The sequence below is a fragment of the Tabrizicola soli genome, assembly GCF_015999335.1.
Classification (GTDB): Bacteria; Pseudomonadota; Alphaproteobacteria; order Rhodobacterales; family Rhodobacteraceae; genus Tabrizicola; species Tabrizicola soli.
The window spans coordinates 1-15,538 of record NZ_JAEACP010000004.1 but is presented as its reverse complement, the minus strand read 5'-3'; the positions used below and the strand labels follow the sequence as shown (position 1 = coordinate 15,538).

The 15,538-nt window shown below is 69.8% G+C and carries 15 protein-coding genes; 6 read left to right on the top strand and 9 right to left on the bottom strand.

Going from position 1 to position 15,538, the window contains the following annotated elements; genetic code table 11:
- Window positions 1–8 precede the first annotated feature (8 nt).
- From I7S92_RS04400 to I7S92_RS04370, 7 genes are all read right to left on the bottom strand, one after another.
- Window positions 9–668, bottom strand: a complete 660-nt coding sequence (locus I7S92_RS04400; protein ID WP_197642276.1) for an amino acid ABC transporter permease — start codon at window positions 666–668, stop codon at window positions 9–11.
- Entirely contained in the window at window positions 665–1,306 is a 642-nt protein-coding gene (locus tag I7S92_RS04395; protein WP_197642275.1) for an amino acid ABC transporter permease, read from the bottom strand. Before I7S92_RS04395 ends, I7S92_RS04400 begins: the two co-directional genes overlap by 4 nt.
- A complete protein-coding gene (locus I7S92_RS04390) occupies window positions 1,306–2,061 on the bottom strand; it encodes an amino acid ABC transporter ATP-binding protein (RefSeq protein ID WP_206760999.1) in 756 nt (251 codons plus the stop codon). Before I7S92_RS04390 ends, I7S92_RS04395 begins: the two co-directional genes overlap by 1 nt.
- A complete protein-coding gene (locus I7S92_RS04385; RefSeq protein ID WP_197642274.1) occupies window positions 2,061–3,221 on the bottom strand; it encodes an NAD(P)/FAD-dependent oxidoreductase in 1,161 nt (386 codons plus the stop codon). The genes I7S92_RS04390 and I7S92_RS04385 overlap by 1 nt, the downstream gene beginning before the upstream one ends.
- 24 nt (window positions 3,222–3,245) lie before the next feature.
- Complete coding sequence (locus I7S92_RS04380) at window positions 3,246–4,565, bottom strand: aspartate aminotransferase family protein (RefSeq protein WP_197642273.1); 1,320 nt, start codon at window positions 4,563–4,565, stop codon at window positions 3,246–3,248.
- 54 nt (window positions 4,566–4,619) lie between these two features.
- On the bottom strand, window positions 4,620–6,167 hold the full coding sequence (locus tag I7S92_RS04375) for an aldehyde dehydrogenase family protein (RefSeq protein WP_197642272.1): 1,548 nt from the start codon (window positions 6,165–6,167) through the stop codon (window positions 4,620–4,622).
- Between the two features lie 130 nt (window positions 6,168–6,297).
- Window positions 6,298–7,059, bottom strand: coding sequence for an IclR family transcriptional regulator domain-containing protein (locus tag I7S92_RS04370; RefSeq protein WP_197642271.1), 762 nt, complete (start codon window positions 7,057–7,059; stop codon window positions 6,298–6,300).
- Between the two features lie 162 nt (window positions 7,060–7,221).
- On the opposite strand from I7S92_RS04370, the gene gnd reads away from it, so the two are divergent.
- From gnd to zapE, 5 genes are all read left to right on the top strand, one after another.
- On the top strand, window positions 7,222–8,631 hold the full coding sequence (gene gnd, locus I7S92_RS04365; protein WP_197642270.1) for an NADP-dependent phosphogluconate dehydrogenase: 1,410 nt from the start codon (window positions 7,222–7,224) through the stop codon (window positions 8,629–8,631).
- 23 nt (window positions 8,632–8,654) lie between these two features.
- Window positions 8,655–9,509 (top strand): 3-oxoadipate:acetyl-CoA acetyltransferase, encoded by an 855-nt coding sequence (locus tag I7S92_RS04360; RefSeq protein WP_197642269.1) that lies wholly within the window; start codon window positions 8,655–8,657, stop codon window positions 9,507–9,509.
- A gap of 62 nt (window positions 9,510–9,571) precedes the next feature.
- Complete coding sequence (locus I7S92_RS04355; protein WP_197642268.1) at window positions 9,572–10,393, top strand: aldo/keto reductase; 822 nt, start codon at window positions 9,572–9,574, stop codon at window positions 10,391–10,393.
- Between the two features lie 13 nt (window positions 10,394–10,406).
- Window positions 10,407–11,042 carry a VOC family protein gene (locus I7S92_RS04350; protein WP_197642267.1) on the top strand — a complete coding sequence of 212 codons (636 nt, stop codon included), beginning with the start codon at window positions 10,407–10,409 and terminating at the stop codon, window positions 11,040–11,042.
- A gap of 1 nt (window position 11,043) precedes the next feature.
- Window positions 11,044–12,132: a cell division protein ZapE gene (zapE, locus tag I7S92_RS04345; RefSeq protein ID WP_197642266.1), complete on the top strand. Its 1,089-nt coding sequence runs from the start codon at window positions 11,044–11,046 to the stop codon at window positions 12,130–12,132.
- A gap of 4 nt (window positions 12,133–12,136) precedes the next feature.
- Here zapE and I7S92_RS04340 read toward each other — a convergent pair whose 3' ends face one another.
- Together I7S92_RS04340 and serB are read right to left on the bottom strand one after the other, a co-directional pair.
- Window positions 12,137–12,901: a TSUP family transporter gene (locus I7S92_RS04340; protein ID WP_197642265.1), complete on the bottom strand. Its 765-nt coding sequence runs from the start codon at window positions 12,899–12,901 to the stop codon at window positions 12,137–12,139.
- Between the two features lie 219 nt (window positions 12,902–13,120).
- Window positions 13,121–13,999 carry a phosphoserine phosphatase SerB gene (gene serB, locus I7S92_RS04335; protein WP_197642264.1) on the bottom strand — a complete coding sequence of 293 codons (879 nt, stop codon included), beginning with the start codon at window positions 13,997–13,999 and terminating at the stop codon, window positions 13,121–13,123.
- 154 nt (window positions 14,000–14,153) lie between these two features.
- Between serB and I7S92_RS04330 the strand changes: the two genes are divergently transcribed.
- On the top strand, window positions 14,154–15,311 hold the full coding sequence (locus I7S92_RS04330) for a phosphoserine transaminase (protein ID WP_197642263.1): 1,158 nt from the start codon (window positions 14,154–14,156) through the stop codon (window positions 15,309–15,311).
- Window positions 15,312–15,538 lie beyond the last annotated feature (227 nt).

The following is a 15,538-nucleotide window of genomic DNA, read 5'->3' as shown; positions in this document are numbered from 1 at the left end:
GGTTGGGGTCAGCCGAGATGGCTGCCAAGGCGCCGTGCGGCCCGGTTCACAAGCCAGCCGAACGGAATGGTGACGGCCAGGTAGACAAGCCCGGCCAGGATCAGGACATCGAGGTAGAGGTAGGTCGCCGCCCCGATGCGATAGGCGCGGGCCAGAAGCTCGGGGATGGCGATGGTGAAGGTCAGCGCCGTGGCCTGGAAGATCAGGATGGCGAACCCCATCAGCGCCGGCACCGCGAAGATCACGCCCTGCGGGATCACCACGAAGCGCAGGATGTCCTGCCGGGTCATGCCCAAGGCCTGGCCCGCCTCGACCTCGCCCTGCGGCACGGCATTGATGCCCGCCCGCAGGATCTCGCTGGTATAGGCGGCGGTGGTCAGGGCCAGTGCGATCGCCCCCGAGAGGAAGGCGCTCAGGTTCAGCCCGGCCGAGGGCAGGCCGTAATAGACCATCTGCAGCACCACCAGCGCCGGGGCGCCGCGCCCGATCTCGACCAGCGCGATGGCGGGCCAGCGCAGGGCCGGCCCCCTGGCCGAGGAGGCCAGCGCCAGCACCAGCCCCAAGGGCAGGCCCAGGGCCAGGGCGAAGCCGGTCAGTTGCAGGCTGATCCCGAGCCCCTTCAGCAGTTGCGGCAGCCAGTCCGCCCAGTTCGTCAGAAGATCGGTCATCGCGAAGTCCTCGCGCGCAGGCGGGCGTCCATCTTCCGCGCCAGCAGCGCCACCGGGATCGACAGGAGGATGTAAAGCACCGCGGCCGAGATGAAGGGCGCGAAGCCCCCGCCCGCGGCCTGCGCCTGTTGCGTCACCAGCATCATCACGTCGCGCACCCCGATGGTGGATGCCACCGTGGTGTCCTTCAGGAGGCTGACCAGAAAGGTCGCCATCGGCGGGATCGAGACCCGCAGCACCTGCGGGGCCAGGACAAAGCGCAGCCGGTCCAGCCGCGTCATCCCCAAGGCGACCGCCGCCGCATCCTGCCCGGCCGGCAGGGTCAGGAATCCACCCCGGTAGATCTCGGCCAGATAGGCGGCCGAGATCAGCCCCATCCCCAGGCTCGCCGCCTGGAAGGGCGTCAGGGTGACGATGCCGCTGCCGAGGCCGAAGAAGATGATGAACAGCCAGACCACCGGCGGGATGCCGCGGGCGATCTCGATGTAGATCCGGGCCAGGAGACGCGGCAGCCAGTGGCCCGCCCGGCGCATCAGCACCAGCGGCACGCCCAGCACCGCGCCCAGGGCGAAGGCAAGGCCCGTCACCGCCAGCGAGACCGGCACGCCGTGCAGAAGGGCAAGGAACGTGTCCAGCATCAGTGGCGTTCCAGGATGGCGCGGAAGAACTTCTGCGTCCGCGGCAGGCTGGGGTTGCGGATCACCTGCTCGGGCGGGCCCTCTTCGATGATCTGGCCGTCGGCCATGACGATCACCCGGTCGGCCACTTCGGCCGCGAAGGCGATCTCGTGGGTGACGACGATCATCGTCATCCCGTCCGCCGCCAGTTCCCGCATCACCGACAGCACCTCCAGCCCCAGCTCGGGGTCCAGCGCCGAGGTCGGCTCGTCGAACAGCATGACCTGCGGGTCCAGCGCCAGGGCCCGGGCAATGGCGATCCGCTGCTGCTGTCCGCCCGACAGCCGCGCCGGATAGGCCTGCGCCTTGTCGGCCAGATGCACCCGCTCCAGCAGCCGCGCGGTCACGCGGTCGGCTTCCTCACGCGAACGGCCCAGCACCCGCATCTGCGGGAGCGAGATGTTGCGCTGGACGGTCATGTGGGGAAAGAGGTTGAACTGCTGGAACACCATCCCCGTCGACCGCCGCAGGGCCAGCAGGTCCTTCTGCCCCAGCGGCCGGTCCAGCGCGAAGGTGAAATCCCCTACATGCAGCGTGCCCGAGGCCGGGGTTTCCAGCATGTTGATCGCGCGCAGAAGCGTGCTCTTTCCCGCGCCCGAGGGGCCGACCATCGCCACAACCTCGCCCTTCGCGATGTCCAGCGACACGTCGCGCACCGCGTGATGGGTGCCGTAGCGGATGTTGATACCCTTCAGCGAGACGATGGGATCGGTCATCACGGCACCTCGCGCAGCGGGCGGTTGCGGTCGGGCGTGGGCAGCAGCGCCTCGGCCCCGGCGACGGTGACCGGACGGCCCTGCAGTACCCAGTCCGCGCCGATCAGCCCCATGACCGGCGAAAGCTGGATGCCATAGCCCCCGCCGCCGCCCACCGTGACCAGTCCCGGCTCGGCCGGGTCGAGCGGCCCGACGAAGGGCCGGTGGTCGAAGGTCTCGGGATAAAGCCCGGCCCAGCCCCGCCCCAGCCGGGCTCCGGGCAGGTCGGGCAGACGTTCCAGCAAGAGCTCGGCCAGCATCTCGCGCGCCGAATCCTCGCACTGGTCGTTGTAGGCGTCGGGGTTTTCCGAGGGTGCGGTCTCGACCTTGTGGATCTCCGAGATCAGCTCGTTCGCCTTTTCGTGGCGGAAGTTCAGGCCGGTGCCCTGGCCGTCGATCAGGTCCATCACCATCGGCATCACATAGCCCAGCGGCCGGTCCAGAAGCACGCTCAGCGCCTCGTGCCGTTCGGCATGGATGTGCAGCGTCTGGCCGAACAGCGCGGCGATCCGGGGCGCCCATGCCCCGGCGGCGTTCACCACCACGTCGCAATCCACCGGCCCGCCGGTCGTCTCCAGCCGGTAACCGCCGGGAATGCGCCGGGCCTCGGTCACCTTGCAGAACTGGCGCACCGCGCCGCCCTGTGCGCGGAGCTGCGCGCCAAGGAAGCTGCACAGCTCATAGGGATCCAGGAACCCGTCGTTCGGCCCGAAGATCCCGCCGGCCAGCCCCTCGGTGGACAGATGCGGCACCACCTCACGCAGCTGGTCCCGCCGGTAAAGCCGCGCCTCGAACCCCGCCTCGGCCTGCATCCGCTGCGAGCGTTCCAGCGCCTCCATCTGCGCTTCGGTCCGCGCCAGACGAAGATAGCCGATATGGTTGAAGCGCAGGCCCCGGCTCTCCCAGGTGCGGAAGCGGGCGATGGCATGGCGGCGCAGTTCGATCTGGAACGGATCGGTCATCTGGGTGCCGACCACGCCGACCGAGCGCCCGGACGAGCCCGAGCCAAGCGCATCGGCATCGAGAAGCGTCACGCGCGCGCCCCGTTCGATCAGGGCAAGAGCAGTCGAAGTGCCTGCGGCACCGCCGCCGATCACGGCGACATGGATCTGGGCAGTCATGGATTGGGTCCGTTCGGTCTGATGTCAGGCGGCGCGCGCGACGTCGGAAAGCGTGTCCTCGATCGCGGCAAGGATCTTTCCGGCGTCCACGCGGGTCATCGGCGTGGAAAGGGCGAAAAGGCCATAGCTCGCCGACAGCACGCCCCGGTTCAGAAGGCCGCGGTGGAAGGCCTCCAGCCGCGCCTTCTCGACCTTGCCGGGATAGACGCTGCGGTAGTCGGTGATCGGCCCGGCGGTGAAATGCACCTTGAACAGCGACCCCAGTCCGACGCAGGCCCCCGGCAGGCCCAGCCGGGCCAGCGCGGCATTGGTGCCGTCGCGCAGGATCGTGCCAAGGTCGTCCAGATGGGCAAAGGCCTCGGGCGTCAGCGCATGCATCGCGGCAAGTCCCGCGCGCATCGTGACCGGGTTGGCGGTGAAGGTCCCGCCATGTGGCAGGGCGGGCTTGCCGCGCGTCGGGTCGAAGACCGCCATCACCTCGGCGCGTCCCGCCACTGCGCCGACGGGGAAACCGCCGCCGATGATCTTGCCAAGCGCGGTCAGGTCCGGGCGGATGCCCCACAGCCCCTGCGCCCCGGAATGGCCCAGCCGGAACGAGATCACCTCGTCGAAGATCACCAGCGCACCGGCCGCATGGGCGGTCTCGGCCATCGCCTCAAGGTAATCCTTGCGCGCCGGGATCAGCCCGGCCCGGTTCGGCATCGGGTCGATCAGCACACCGGCGATCGTGGCCCCATGCTGGGCAAAGACCGCCCGAAGCGCCGCGATGTCGTTGAACGGCACCACCAGCACGTCGTCCAGCACACCCTGGGGCGTGCCGCGCGCATAGGCGGTCGAGGCCGGCATGTCGCCCCAGTTGCCCGGTGCGCTGTCCAGGCTCACCTCGGCAAAGTCGTAGGACCCATGATAGGCGCCCTCGATCTTCACGATCCTGGGCCGTCCGGTATAGGCCCGCGCCGCCTTGATCGCCATCATCACGCCCTCGGTCCCCGAGTTGGCGAAGCGGATCTGCTCCATCGCGGGCAGGCGGCCGACCAGAAGCTCGGCCAGCTCGATCTCGGACGGGGTCGGGCCGCCGAAGGCCGTTCCCAGCCGCAGCTGGTCGGTGACCGCCGCGACCTGTTCCGGCTGGGCATAGCCATGGATCATCGCGGTGAAGTTGTTGATGCAGTCGTAGAACCATTGCCCGTCGGCATCCTTGACGCGGCAGCCCTCGCCTTCGGTGACATAGATCGGGAACGGGTCGATGAAGACCGTGGTGCGGGTATTGCCGCCGGGCATGACCTTGCGGGCACGCTCGAAAAGCCGGGCCGAGGTCGGGAAGCTGTCGGGATAGCTGGGCATGATGGAACCGAGTGAAAGGGGAAAGCGGGGCGGCGCGGGGCCGCCCCGGCCGGATCAGATCGCCATGATCGTGTGGCTTTGCTCATGCATGAACTGCGGCAGGTACCAGGTGCCAAGCCCGCCCTTGCCGCCGACGCCGGTGCCCTTCCAGCCGCAGAACGGCTGGCCGCCCGGCCAGGCCCCGGTCGTCGCCCCCGAGGCGCGGTTGGCGTAAAGCACGCCCGCCTCGGCGCCTTCCAGGAACTGGCGCAGCTCTTCCTCGTCATTGGTGTAGATCCCGGCCGACAACCCGTAGGAGACCGCGTTCCCCTCGGCCAGCGCCGCCTCCAGCCCGTCGACCGGGCGCAGGACGACGAAGGGCATGAACAACTCGTCCCTGGTCAGGTTCGACGGTCCGTCCATCTCGACCAGGGCCGGGCGGTAATAGTTGCCCGCCAGTTCCTCGATCCTGTCGCCGCCGAACAGGACCTTGCCCTCGGCCCTGGCCTGCGCGACCGAGGCCTCGAACCGCCGGGCGGTCGCGTCGCTGTAGAGCGGGCCCATGAAGACCTCGCGCCCGCGCGGATCGGCCACGACCAGCTTGCCCGCGAATTCCTTGAACGCCGCGACGAACTGGTCGCGCACCGCGCTGTCGACATAGACCACCGAACAGGCCGAGCATTTCTGTCCCTGAAGTCCGAAGGCCGAGCGCGCCACCCCCGCCGCCGCGCGGGCAATGTCGGCGTTGCGCGTCACGTAGGCCGGGTTCTTGCCGCCCATCTCGGCGATGACCGGCCGCATCCAGGGCCGTCCCGCCATATGCCGGAAGATCGCCATGCCCGTCTTGTGCGAGCCGGTGAAGACCACCCCGTCGATCCCCTCGTCCGTCGCCAGCGCCTCGCCCACCGCGGCGCCGCCGAGGACCAGGTTGAACACCCCCTCCGGCAGCCCGGCCTTGCGCAGCGTCTCGGCCAGCAGAAGCCCGGTCAGCGCGCAATCGGGCGAGGGCTTGTAGACCACCGCGTTTCCGGTCAGCAGCGCCCCGCACAGCATCCCCACCGACAGCGCCACCGGGAAGTTGAACGGCGCGATCACCGCGAAGACGCCATAGGGCCGCTGCACGCTGAGCGAGCTTTCCCCCGGCACCATCTGGTTCATCGGGCGGCGGTAGTCCTGGTTGGCCCGCAGCTCGCCCGGATAATAGTCCAGCATGTCCACGGCCTCGTCGGCCTCGCCCATCGCCTCCAGCCGCGACTTGCCGACCTCGAACAGCGCGGCCATCGCCAGCAGGTCCTTGTCCTCGGCCAGCGCCGCGCGCCAGCGGGCCGCGAATTCCAGCCGGTCGTCGAGGCTGCTCTTGTTCCAGACCCGCGCCCCTGCCTTTGCCGAGGCGACTGCGGCGCGCACATCCTGGGGCGTCGATTCCGGGAAGGCCCCCAGCACCAGCGCCGGGTCGATCGGGCTGGCGACATTGCGCGCCGGGCCGGTGGCAAAGCGGCTTGTCCAGGCCCGGCCCAGCCAGTCGGCGGCGAAAGCGGGGATCGCCCGGTCCAGATGGTCGTGCAGCGGGCCGAAATCGGCGCCGATGTTGGAATAGGTGACGCGAGGCAGGTCGGCGGTCATGGATTTGTCCCGAAAAACGATATTTATATCAACAATCGGTATTTAAGAGGATTTGTCAATCCTTTTCCGGCGCAGGCCGAAACGTGGCGCCTGCGCCGGGTCCAAGCCCTTGATCCTGCAGAATGTCCGCCTAGCGCAGCAGCCCGCGCAGCCCTGCCGCAACGGCCCGCAGTTCCGGCACCAGCCGCGCAGCCATCGCGGCCAGCGACTCGGGTCCGGCCGCGAGGCCCAGGTTCAGCGCCGCCACCACCTGTCCCCGCGCATTGACCAGCGGCACCGCGACCGAGCGCAGGCCCAGCTCGACCTCCTGGTCGATCAGGGCGAAGCCGTCCGTGCGGATCCGGGCCAGTTCGGCCAGGATCGTTCCAGGTTCGGTCAGCGTCAGCGGCGTGCGGGCGGGCAGGGCGCGCGTGCCCAGCCGCGCCCGCGCCTCGGCCTCGGGCAGGGCTGCCAACATCACCCGGCCCATGCTGGTGCAATAGGCCGGCAGGCGCGAGCCCGGCATCAGGCTGATCGACATCACCTTCCGCTGCGCCGCGCGGGCGACATAGACGATCTCGCCCCCGTCCAGGATCGAGACCGAGGAGCTTTCCCCGATCCTGTCCGACAAGGCATCCAGCGCCGGCTGTACGATCGCCGGCATCGGCATCGAGGCGAGGCAGGCCGTCCCCAGACGCAACACGCGCGGGGTCAGGGTGAAGAATTTTCCGTCCCACTCGGCAAAGCCCTGATGCACCAGCGTCAGCAGGCAACGCCGCGCCGTGGCCCGGTCCAGGCCCGAGGCCAGGGCCACCTCGCTGATCGACTGCCTCGGCCGGTCGGCGCCGAAGGTCTCGATCACCGCCAGCCCCTTGGCCAGCCCGCCCATGATGTCGCGTTCGGTGATCGTCATGACGGGCCTGTGCGATATATCAACAAACACATCATACCGCACAAGAGCCATGGACGAAACCCCGCCCCCGGCCTATCCCGGCGCAACGGACCGGCGGGAAGGTTGCTCCGGCCCGGATCCGTGCCATCCTTCAGGTCACATGCCCGGACAGGGGAGGGGACCATGACGAAACCCGAGATCGGCCTGATCGGCCTTGGTACCATGGGTGCGGCGCTGGCGCTGAACATCGCCGAGAAGGGCTTTCCAATCGCGGTCTGGAACCGCACGGCCTCCGTCACCCACAGCTTCCACGCGGGCGCGGGAGAGCTTGCCGCCCGCATCACCCCCACCGCCACCCTGGCCGAACTGGTCGCCGCCATCGCCCCGCCCCGGACGATCATCCTGATGGTTCCCGCCGGCCCGGTGGTGGATGACCAGCTTGCCGCCCTGGCCCCCTTGCTGGACGCCCACGACCTGGTGATCGACGCCGGCAACGCCAATTTCCACGACACCAACCGCCGCGTCCGCGCGGGCCTGCCGTTCCGCTTCATGGGCATCGGCGTTTCGGGCGGCGAGGAGGGCGCTCGGCACGGTCCCGCGATCATGGCGGGCGGCGATGCCGCCGACTGGGCTCGCGTCGACCCGGTGCTGCAAGCCATCGCCGCGCGGGCCGAGGACGGGATCCCCTGCGCCTCGCATCTCGGGCCCGAGGGCGCGGGCCATTTCGTCAAGGCGGTGCACAACGGCATCGAATACGCCGACATGCAGATGATCGCCGAGACCTACGGCGTCATGCGCGACGGCATGGCGATGCCGGCCCCCGCCATCGCCGAGACCTTCGCCCGCTGGAACCGGGGGCCGCTGCAATCCTACCTCGTCGAGATCTCGGCCACCGTCGCCGCCACCGTCGATCCCGTGACCGGCGCGCCGATGCTTGACGTCATCGTCGATGCCGCCGGACAGAAGGGCACCGGCCGCTGGACCGCGATCGAGGCGCAGAACCTTGCCGCGCCGATCCCGGTGATCGAGGCCGCCGTCATGGCGCGCAACGTCTCCGCCCGGCGGCGGGAGCGGGCCGAAGGCGAGGCGCTTTACGGCCCCGCCCCCCGGCCGCTGGCCAAGGAGCTGACGCTCGACGATCTGGAACAGGCGCTGATCGCGGGCAAGATCCTCTGCTACGCCCAGGGCTTCGCGATGATGACTTCGGCGGGGGCCGAGTTCTCCTGGCCGCTCGACATGCCCGCCATCGCCAGGGTCTGGCGCGCGGGCTGCATCATCCGCTCGGCCATGCTGAACGACATGGCCGCCGCCCTGGCCGAGGAGCCCGCGCGCAACCTGATCCTGTCGCCCCTCTTCGCCGATCACCTGCTCCGCTGCCTGCCCGCCCTGCGCCGGGTGGCGGCGGCGGGTGCGCTGAACGGCCTTGCCCTGCCCGCGCTGGGGGCGGGGCTGGCCTGGTTCGACTTGATGCGCACCGCCCGCGGGACCGCCAACATGATCCAGGGCCAGCGCGATTTCTTCGGGCTGCACGGCTTTGAACGGCTGGACGGCCTGCCGCAGCCGCACGGTCCCTGGGCCCCGCCATCCATATGACCGAAAGACGGACCAAGGACGAAATGACCAATCCCCACGCTGGCAAGCCCTGCATCATCTGCGTCGCCATCACCGGCTCGCTTCCGACCAAGGAAAACAACCCCGCCGTCCCGATCACCATCTCCGAACAGGTGGAATCGACGCATGAGGCCTTCGAGGCCGGCGCCAGCATCGCCCATTGCCACGTCCGCGACGACGAGGGCAAACCGACCTCGGACCCCGAGCGCTTCGCCCGGCTGAAGGAGGGGCTGGAGAAGCATTGCCCCGGCCTGATCGTCCAGCTTTCCACCGGCGGCCGCTCGGGTGCCGGGCAGGCGCGCGGCGGGATGCTGCCCTTGCGGCCCGACATGGCCTCGCTGACCACCGGCTCGAACAACTTCCCCACAAGGGTCTACGAGAACCCGCCGGACCTGATCGACTGGCTGGCCGCCGAGATGCTGAAATACGACGTCAAGCCCGAGCTGGAATGCTTCGACCTGAGTCACATCATCAAGGCGCACGAGATGCAGCAGAAGGGCCAGATCAAGGGCACGCCCTATGTCCAGTTCGTCATGGGCGTGAAGAACGCGATGCCCGCCGACCGGGACGTCTTCGACTATTACATCCACACCGTGCGTCGCCTGTTCGGTCCCGACGCGCCCTGGTGCGCCGCCGGGATCGGTCCGCAGCAGATCGTGCTGAACGACTGGGCGGTCGCCTCGGGCGGCCATGCCCGTACGGGGCTGGAGGACAACGTCCGCCTCGACCGCGACCGTCTCGCGCCCTCGAACGCCGCCCTGGTCCGCCGGGTGGTCGAGATCTGCGACCGTTACGAACGCCCCGTCGCCAGCTGGCGCGAGGCGCGGGACATCCTGGGGTTGCGCCAGCCGGCAGGTTGATTTCCTCTTGCCTTGGGGGCGGGTTTGGCCCTTCCTCGCCCCGACACCGCACAGGAAGACCCATGCAAGCCAACAGACTCCGTCTGAACGACGGCCGTTCCATCCCGCAGCTTGGCCTTGGCCTCTGGCAGATTCCGGCCGAAACCACGGCGGAAGTCGTCGCCCAGGCCCTGCGGATGGGCTACCGGCTTCTGGACGGCGCCGCAGCCTATGGCAACGAAGAGGGACTCGGCCAGGGCCTGCGCGACAGCGGTGTGCCGCGCGACGAGGTCTTCGTGACGACGAAGGTCTGGAACAGCGACCAGGGCTACGACCAGACCCTGCGCGCGGTCGAGGCCAGCCTGGCCCGCCTCGGGGTGGAACAGGTCGACCTCTGCCTGATCCACTGGCCCGCCCCGGCACAGGACCTTTATGTCGACAGCTGGCGCGCCCTGATCCGCCTGCGGGAGGAGGGGCGGGTGCGCTCGATCGGCGTGTCGAATTTCCTGCCTGCGCATCTCGACCGGATCGTGGACCAGACCGGCGTGGTTCCGGTCCTGAACCAGGTCGAGCTGAACCCCCGCCTGCAGCAGGCCGGGCTTCGCGCCCTGCACGACAGCCTCGGGATCGTCACCCAGAGCTGGACGCCGCTCGGCCAGGGCCGGAGCTTCGACGCCGAACCGATCCGCGCCGCCGCACAGCGCACCGGCCGCAGCCCGGCGCAGGTCATCCTGCGCTGGCATGTCCAGCTTGGCCTTTCCGTCATCCCGCGCTCGACCCGGGCCGCGGGCCAGGCCGAGAACCTCGATCTTTTCGACTGGGAGTTGACCGAGGAGGAAATGGCAGCCATCGCCACGCTGGACGAGGGCTGCCGCAGCGGCCCCGACCCCGCGGTCTTCGGCTGAGGGAGGCGCGCCGATGCTGGTCCCCGAACTGACGCTGGCCGCGCCCGACGCAGGTGCCCGGATGCTGGAACGCTTCGGTTTCCGTCCCGACGCGGCCCTCTGGCGCCTGGGCAGCCAGGCCCTGCGCGTGACCCAGGGAGAGCCGCGGGGCCACGGCCGCATTGACCATGTCGCGCTGACCGTGCCCGACATCGACCGCGCCCTTGCCGATCTCACCACGCGCGGCCTGACGTTGGACGCCGGGGTCACGCCGGGCGGCCCCGAGCTGATCCCGGAATTCTGGACCGGCGGGTTGCGCTTCGCCTATCTCGCCGGCCCCGAAGGCGCCCGGATCGAGCTTTGCCAGCGCCTGACCGGCGCGTCCGCCGAGACCGGCCAGGACCATGTCGGCATCCCCTGCGCGGACCTCGCCCCGATGCAGGCCTTCTTCGAAGGGCAGGGCGCCCGCCTGGTCGCCGCCGTCGACCTGGACCGCCCCGAAGGCAGGATTCCCGTGCGCTTCCTCGCCTTCCAGGGCGGCATGGTCGAGCTTTACCAGCCCGTTTCCCCCGCCCCCCGCGCCGCGCCGGGCCTCTGGTCGCGGCTCCTCGTCACCGGCCTTGCCACCCCGATCCACGGGCCCGAGGGCCTTGTTCTCGCCCCGCTCTGACATGCGACAGACCCTGACCGAACTCTACGAGGCCCGCGTCGCCGCCGGCACCTTGCGCCCCGACCCGGCGCAACATGCCGTCCTCCAGCCGCTCGAGGAGATCCGCCGCTGGCTGGAGGAGAACGCGAACCGCCGCATCGGCCTCTTCGCCGGGCTTTTCGCGCGGCCGATCACGCCGCCGAAAGGGATCTATCTCTGGGGCGGGGTAGGACGCGGCAAGTCCATGGTCATGGACCTCTTCACCGAGGCGACCGAGATCGCCCGCAAGCGCAGGGTGCATTTCCACGCCTTCATGCAGGAAATCCATCGCGGCATGCACGCCGCCCGCCAGCGCGGGGTCGAGGACGCCCTCGCCCCGGTGGCCGAGGCGGTGATCCGCGACACCCGGCTTCTCGCCTTCGACGAGATGCAGATCACCGACATCACCGATGCGATGATCGTGGGGCGGCTTTTCGACAAGCTCTTCGCCGCCGGGGTGGTGGTCGTGGTGACCTCGAACCGGCCGCCGAAGGACCTCTACCTCAACGGGTTGAACCGCGTGCTTTTCCTGCCCTTCATCGCGCTGCTCGAAGAGCGGTTGCGGGTGATCGCGCTGGAAAGCCCCACCGATTACCGCCAGCACCGGCTGCAGGGCGCGCAGGTCTATTTCCACCCCGCCAGCACCGCCGGGGGGCAGATCGCCGCGCTCTGGTCCGACCTGACCGGCGGCGCGCCCGAGGCCCCGCTGGCGCTGCAGGTGAACGGGCGCGAGCTGGTCCTGCCGCGCTTTGCCAACGGGATTGGCCGCGCGACCTTCTGGGACCTCTGCGCCCGGCCGCTGGGTCCGGCCGACTATCTCGCCGTCGCCCAGGCCCTGCGCGTCCTGATCCTCGAGGACATCCCCCAGCTCTCGGCCGAGAACTACAACGAGGCCAAGCGTTTCGTCACCCTGATCGACGCGCTTTACGAGGCGAGGGTCCGCCTCGTGGCCTCGGCCGCCGATACGCCCGAACGGCTGTACCTGGAAGGGACCGGGGCCTTCGAATTCGAGCGTACGGCCAGCCGCCTGCGCGAGATGCAATCCGCCGGTTGGGGCGCCGACGCGGGCTGAGCGCCTATCCGGCGAAGACCTGCCACAACAGCCGCAGCGCCATGGCGGTCGAGACGACGACCAGCAGCGGCCGGATCAGCCGCGCCCCCACCCGCATCGCCAGCCGCGCGCCAAGCGAGGCCCCCGCGACCTGCGCCACCGCCATCGCCAGCCCCACCCCCCACCACATCGCGCCCGAGGGGATGAAGACCAGAAGCGAGCCGATGTTGGAGGCGAAGTTCAGCATCTTGGTATGCGCCGTGGCCCTGAGGACGCCGTAACCGGCCAGGAGGACGAAGCCCATCATGAAGAAGGACCCGGTGCCCGGCCCGAAGAACCCGTCATAGGCCCCGACCAGCGGCACCACGGTCAGCGCGAAGACCGGCAACGGAATCCGCGCGGCGCTGGCGTCGTCGGACAGCCCCGGCTTCAGTGCGAAGAAGGCCGCGACGCCGATCAGCACCACCGGCATGATCACCCGCAGCACCTCGGCCGGGATGAGATGCGCCACCATCGCCCCCGCCGCCCCGGCCCCCAGGCTGATCGCCGCCATGCCGACCTGTTCCCGCGGCCGCACATGCCCCCCGCGCGCATAGGCGAACAGGGCGGTCCCGGCGCCGAAGGTCCCTTGCAGCTTGTTCGTCGCCAGCGCCTCGACCGGCGAGGCCCCGGCGAGGAGCAGCGCCGGCACCGACACCAGCCCGCCCCCGCCCGCGATGCTGTCGATGAACCCGGCCAGGAAGGCGGCGAGGATCAGGAGCAGGACAAGATGCGGGAGGACCTCGAACATCCCGCCCTTGTCGCCGCTTCCGGGGGACAGGGCAAGGGGCAGCCGTCCTCGGGGCATCGAGCCCCTCGGACGGCGCTGCCGCGGAAGGAGGCCCGGGGGTTTCGCTGGCGGCAAGGCCGGAGCCTCCGGCGGGAGTATTTCCGCCAAGAGGAAGCCCGCACCTTCCTCTTGGCGGAAATACTCTCGGGGGGTCCGGGGGGCGAAGCGCCCCCGGCTGTGTCAGCCGGGCGCGAAGTCGTCCCGGGAATAGCCCTGCAGATACAGCAGCGCCGTCAGGTCGCCATGGTTCACCCGGACCTCGCACTCCGCCTGTACCCTCGGCTTGGCATGCAGCGCCACGCCGGTGCCCGCGGCCAGCAGCATCGGCAGGTCGTTGGCTCCGTCGCCCACCGCGATCGCCTCGGCGGGGGTGATCCCCAGCCGCGCCGTGATCTCCTGCAACGCCTGCAGCTTGGCTTCCTTGCCCAGGATGGGCTCGGCCACCGTGCCCGCCAGCACTCCATCCGCCACATGCAATGTGTTCGCCCGGTTCTCGTCGAAGCCCAGCCTCGCCGCCACCGCCGCGGTGAAGGCCGTGAAGCCGCCCGAAACCAGCGCGGCATAGGCGCTGTTGGCCTTCATCGTCGCCAGCAGCGCCGTGCCCCCCGGCATCAGCGTGATCCGGTCGCGCAGGACCTGGGCGATCACCCCGTCCGGCAAGCCCTTCAGGAGCCCCACCCGTTCCCGCAGCGCGCCCTCGAAGTCGAGTTCCCCATTCATCGCCCGCGCCGTGATGTCGGCCACGCGCGCGCCCACCCCGGCCTCGTCTGCCAGTTCGTCGATGCATTCCTGCCGGATCATCGTCGAATCCATGTCGGCGATCAGCAGCCGCTTCCTGCGCCCCTCGGCCTTCTGCACCACCATGTCCACCCGCAGCGCCTGCAGGCCTTCCCAGACCTCCCAGCGGTTCCCGGGCACCGCCGCGAGGTCGAACTCCGCCGCCACGCCGGGGTCGAGCCAGCGCGCCGCGCCTCCGCCCCAGGCGTTGCGCAGGGATTCGACGGTCACGCGCTCCAGCACCGGGGTTTCGGGGTTGGTCAGCAGGGTCACGACATGCATGGGGCGGGTTTCCGATAGTGAACACGGGCGTCGCTTTTTCGCGACGATGCGGCGCATTAGCGCGATTTTTTCGCTTGCGCTAGAGCGGGCGGGTCTTTAGCCAAGTCAGTGGGACACCCCTCCCCAACGAGGGGCTTTTAGCTGGAAGGCTACCATGACTGACCTGACTCCGCCGGCCGTGCGCCCGGCCAACCCGCGCTTTTCCTCGGGTCCCTGCGCCAAGATCCCCGGATATTCGCTCGACATGCTGGCCGGTGCCCCCCTGGGCCGCAGCCACCGCGCCGCCGTCGGCAAGGCCAAGCTGAAAGAGGCGATCGACCTCACCCGTGAAATTCTCGGCGTCCCCGCCGATTACCGGATCGGCATCGTTCCCGCCTCGGACACCGGGGCCGTGGAGATGGCGCTGTGGTCGCTCCTGGGTGCGCGCCCGGTGGAGATGCTGGCTTGGGAAAGCTTCGGCGAGGGCTGGGTCACCGATGTCGTCAAGCAGCTGAAACTGGATGCGGTGGTCCGCAAGGCGCCTTACGGGCAGATCGTGGACTTCGCCGCGGTCGATTTCGACAAGGACGTGGTCTTTACCTGGAACGGCACCACCTCGGGCGTGCGCCTGCCGAACGGCGATGCGATTCCGGCGGACCGCGCTGGCCTGACGATCTGCGACGCGACCTCTGCCGCTTTCGCGATGGACCTGCCCTGGGACAAGCTGGATGTGGCCACGTTCAGCTGGCAGAAGGTGCTGGGGGGCGAGGGCGCGCAAGGGATGCTGGTCCTCAGCCCCCGCGCGGTGGAGCGGCTGGAGAGCTACACCCCCGCCTGGCCGCTGCCGAAGATCTTCCGGCTGACCGCCAAGGGCAAGCTGATCGAAGGGATCTTCCAGGGCGAGACGATCAACACCCCCTCGATGCTGGCCAACGAGGATTACCTTGTCGCGCTGCACTGGGCGAAGTCGGTGGGCGGGCTGAAGGGCCTGATCGCCCGGGCCGAGGCGAATGCGAAGGTCGTCCACGACTTCTGCGCCGCGAACTCCTGGATCGCCAACCTGGCGGAAGACGCGGCGACCGCCTCCACCACCTCGGTCTGCCTGAAATTCACCGACCCCCGGATCAGCGATGGCGAAGCCTTCGCCAAGGCGGTGGCCAAGCGGATCGAGAAGGCGGGCGCGGGTTTCGACCTCGGCGCCTATCGCGATGCGCCTCCGGGGTTGCGCATCTGGTGCGGGTCCACGGTGGAGACGGCCGACGTGCAGGCGCTGATGCCCTGGATCACTTACGCCTTCCACGCCGAGATCGCCGCGCTGGCGCAGGCTGCGTGACAGAGTCGGGGGGGGGGGGGGGGGGGCCGCCCCCCCCCCCCCCCCCCCGGGCCCCCCCCCACGCCACCCCCCCCCACCCCCCCCCCACGGTGGGGGTGGGGTGGCGGCAAGCCTCCGACCTTACAGCCTATCCGACGCCGCAGACCCATCCAAACGCCTCCCCCCATCCCCTTCTGTGGGGAGGGGATGGGGGCGGGGGGCCGCAACCCGAAGGCCCGGTTCTTGTC

Bases quoted from the DNA above. Each gene is read 5' to 3' on its own strand.
- I7S92_RS04400 (WP_197642276.1), bottom strand. From the start codon at position 668: ATGACCGATCTTCTGACGAACTGGGCGGACTGGCTGCCGCAACTGCTG.
- I7S92_RS04395 (WP_197642275.1), bottom strand. From the start codon at position 1,306: ATGCTGGACACGTTCCTTGCCCTTCTGCACGGCGTGCCGGTCTCGCTG.
- I7S92_RS04390 (WP_206760999.1), bottom strand. From the start codon at position 2,061: ATGACCGATCCCATCGTCTCGCTGAAGGGTATCAACATCCGCTACGGC.
- I7S92_RS04385 (WP_197642274.1), bottom strand. From the start codon at position 3,221: ATGACTGCCCAGATCCATGTCGCCGTGATCGGCGGCGGTGCCGCAGGC.
- I7S92_RS04380 (WP_197642273.1), bottom strand. From the start codon at position 4,565: ATGCCCAGCTATCCCGACAGCTTCCCGACCTCGGCCCGGCTTTTCGAG.
- I7S92_RS04375 (WP_197642272.1), bottom strand. From the start codon at position 6,167: ATGACCGCCGACCTGCCTCGCGTCACCTATTCCAACATCGGCGCCGAT.
- I7S92_RS04370 (WP_197642271.1), bottom strand. From the start codon at position 7,059: ATGACGATCACCGAACGCGACATCATGGGCGGGCTGGCCAAGGGGCTG.
- gnd (WP_197642270.1), top strand. From the start codon at position 7,222: ATGACGAAACCCGAGATCGGCCTGATCGGCCTTGGTACCATGGGTGCG.
- I7S92_RS04360 (WP_197642269.1), top strand. From the start codon at position 8,655: ATGACCAATCCCCACGCTGGCAAGCCCTGCATCATCTGCGTCGCCATC.
- I7S92_RS04355 (WP_197642268.1), top strand. From the start codon at position 9,572: ATGCAAGCCAACAGACTCCGTCTGAACGACGGCCGTTCCATCCCGCAG.
- I7S92_RS04350 (WP_197642267.1), top strand. From the start codon at position 10,407: ATGCTGGTCCCCGAACTGACGCTGGCCGCGCCCGACGCAGGTGCCCGG.
- zapE (WP_197642266.1), top strand. From the start codon at position 11,044: ATGCGACAGACCCTGACCGAACTCTACGAGGCCCGCGTCGCCGCCGGC.
- I7S92_RS04340 (WP_197642265.1), bottom strand. From the start codon at position 12,901: ATGTTCGAGGTCCTCCCGCATCTTGTCCTGCTCCTGATCCTCGCCGCC.
- serB (WP_197642264.1), bottom strand. From the start codon at position 13,999: ATGCATGTCGTGACCCTGCTGACCAACCCCGAAACCCCGGTGCTGGAG.
- I7S92_RS04330 (WP_197642263.1), top strand. From the start codon at position 14,154: ATGACTGACCTGACTCCGCCGGCCGTGCGCCCGGCCAACCCGCGCTTT.